This window comes from Kitasatospora sp. NPDC053308, from assembly GCF_055585785.1.
Window position 1 is genome coordinate 1 of the sequence record NZ_JBVJJY010000058.1, and the last position, 3,122, is coordinate 3,122.

A 3,122-nucleotide genomic window follows, 5' to 3' on the forward strand; every position below is an offset into this window, starting at 1 on the left:
CTGTCGCTGCTGGCGTTGGACGAGAGGCCGCTGCCGGAGCACCCGGTGGTGACCGGCGGCCTGGCGGCCACCCTGGCGCTCGTCCAGGCGCTGGGCGACGCCGGGATCGCCGCCCCGCTCTGGCTGGCCACGCGCGGTGCGGTGGCGGCCGGTCCGGGTGAGGCGCTGGCCAACCCGGTGCAGGCGCAGGTGTGGGGTCTGGGCCGGGTCGTCGGCCTGGAGCAGCCCGACCGCTGGGGCGGTCTGGTCGACCTTCCCGAGACGCTCGACGAGCGCGCCGGTGGACGCTTGGTGGCGGTGCTGGCCGGCTGCGGCGAGAACGAGGTCGCGATCCGGTCCGCCGGGATCCTCGGCCGCCGGCTCACGCGGGCCTCGCAGCTCCGCGGCAAGGGGGCGTGGACGCCGCGCGGCAGCGTGCTGATCACCGGTGGCACCGGCGCCATCGCCGGCCACGTCTCGCGCTGGCTGACCGAGCGTGGTGCGGAGCGGCTGGTGCTCACCAGCCGTTCCGGTCCCGCCGCGAAGGGCGCGGCGGCCCTGGCCGCCGAGCTCGCGACGGCCGGCTCCGCGGTCGAGATCGTCGCCTGCGACGTGACGGACCGGGCGGCGCTGGCCGGTCTGGTGGCGTGGATCGGCGAGAGCGGTCCGGCGCTGTCCTCGGTGCTGCACACCGCCGCCTTCCTGGACGACGGCGTCGTGGACCGGCTGTCGGTGTCCCGTCTGGAGACGGTGCTGGCCGCGAAGGCGGCGAGCGCGGTCCACCTGGACGAGCTCACCGCCGGACTGGACCTGGACGCGTTCGTCCTGTTCTCCTCGATCTCCTCGACGCTGGGGGCCGCCGGCCAGGGCAACTACGCGGCCGCCAACGCCTTCCTCGACGCCCTCGCCGAGAACCGGCGCGGCCGCGGCCTGGCCGCGCTCACCGTGGCGTGGGGCGCGTGGGCCGGCGGTGGCATGGCCGAGTCCAACAGCGTGGTGCAGGCCCGGGTCAAGCGCGGCCCGATGCCGGCGATGGACCCGCAGCTCGCCGCCCGTGCCCTGGGCGAGGCGCTGGAGGGCCCGGACGCCCTCGTCACCGTGATGGACGTGGACTGGGCGCAGCTGGCCTCCGGACCGGGCGCGGCGGACCTGCCGAAGCGGCCCCTGGTGCGGGACCTGCCCGAGATCCGTCAGCTGGCCGCGGCCGGCGTGGCCACGGCCGTGGCCAGCACCGAGGGCGAGCTGGCGCACCGACTGGCCGGGCTGAGCCGGGCCGAGCAGGAGCGGGTGCTCACCGACGTGGTGCGGAACGAGGCCGCGGTCGTGCTGGGGCACGCCTCCGCCGACGCGGTCGAGGACCGGCGCGCGTTCAAGGACCTCGGCTTCGATTCGCTGACCGCCGTCGAACTGCGCAACCGGCTGGGTGCCGCCACCGGCCTCCGGCTGCCCGCCACGCTGGTGTTCGACTACCCGACCCCGGTGGTCCTCGCCGAGTTCCTGCGCGGCGAACTGACCGGCAAGGTGGCGGACACCGCCGCACCGGTGGTCGCCGCGGTGGCCGCCGCGGCGGCGGACGAGCCGCTGGCGATCGTCGGCATGGCCTGCCGCTTCCCCGGCGGTGCGGGCACTCCGGAGGAGTTCTGGGAGCTGCTGGCCTCGGGCGGTGACGCGGTGGGCGGGTTCCCGACCGACCGCGGTTGGGACCTGGAGGGCTTCTACGACCCGGACCGCGGCAGCGCCGGGACGTCGTACACCCAGTCGGGCGCGTTCCTGCGGGACGCGGCGGAGTTCGACGCGGCGTTCTTCGGGATCAGCCCGCGCGAGGCGCTGGCGATGGACCCGCAGCAGCGCCAGCTGCTGGAGACCTCGTGGGAGGCGCTGGAGCGGGCCGGCATCGACCCGGCGTCCCTGCGCGGCTCCGCGACCGGCGTGTTCGCCGGCGGCTTCGCCTCGGGCTACGGGTTCGGCGTGACGCTGGCCGGCCAGGGTGACTCCGGGTCCGAGGGCCACGTGATGACCGGGAACGCGACGAGCGTGCTGTCGGGCCGAGTGTCGTACGTGCTGGGCCTGGAGGGCCCGGCGGTGACGGTGGACACGGCGTGCTCGTCCTCGCTGGTGGCGCTGCACCTGGCCGCCCAGGCCGTGCGTTCGGGCGAGTGCTCGCTGGCGCTGGCCGGCGGTGTCACCGTGATGGCGACGCCGGGGACGTTCATCGACTTCTCGCGGCAGCAGGGCCTGGCGGCCGACGGCCGGTGCCGGGCGTTCTCCGAGGACGCGGACGGCACGGGCTGGGCCGAGGGTGTGGGCATGCTCGTGGTGGAGCGGCTGTCGGACGCGCGGCGCAACGGGCACAAGGTGCTCGCGGTGCTGCGTGGGTCGGCGGTGAACCAGGACGGTGCGTCGAACGGTCTGACGGCGCCGAACGGTCCGTCGCAGCAGCGGGTGATCCGCGCGGCGCTGGCGAACGCGCGGCTCTCGGCCGCCGAGGTCGACGTGGTGGAGGCGCACGGGACGGGCACCACGCTGGGCGACCCGATCGAGGCGCAGGCGCTGCTGGCGACGTACGGTCAGGAGCGGCCGGAGGGCCGGCCGTTGTGGCTGGGTTCGGTGAAGTCGAACATCGGGCACACCCAGGCGGCCGCCGGTGTGGCGGGCGTCATCAAGATGGTGCTGGCGCTGCAGAACGAGCGGCTGCCGCGGACCCTGCACGCCGAGGTGCCGTCCTCGCACGTCGACTGGACGGCGGGTGAGGTGCGGCTGCTGACCGAGCAGGTGGCCTGGCCGGCCGACGGCCGGGTGCGGCGTGCGGGCGTGTCGGCGTTCGGCATGAGCGGCACCAACGCGCACGTCATCCTGGAGCAGGCCCCGGCTGCCGAGGACGTCGAGGCGGAGGCCCCCGCGGTGGACCCGGTGCTGCCGGGTGCCGGTGCGTGGGTGGTGTCGGGTCGCTCGGCGGACGCTCTGACGGCTCAGGCGGGCCGGCTGCGCGAGTGGGTGGCGGCGCGGCCGGAGCTGGCTCCGGCGGACGTGGCCTGGTCGCTGGCGACCACGCGGTCGGCCTTCGAGCACCGGGCGGTCGTGCTCGGTGCCGAGCGCGGCGAGCTGATGTCGGGTCTGCAGAGCCTGGCGGCTGGTGTGTCCTC

At 75.8% G+C, this 3,122-nt stretch carries 1 protein-coding gene; it reads left to right on the forward strand.

All coding sequences use genetic code 11. The annotated features are described in order from the left end of the window. A partial coding sequence (locus ACZ6Y7_RS37895; protein WP_465762536.1) for a type I polyketide synthase occupies positions 1–3,122 on the forward strand: 3,122 nt, incomplete at both ends.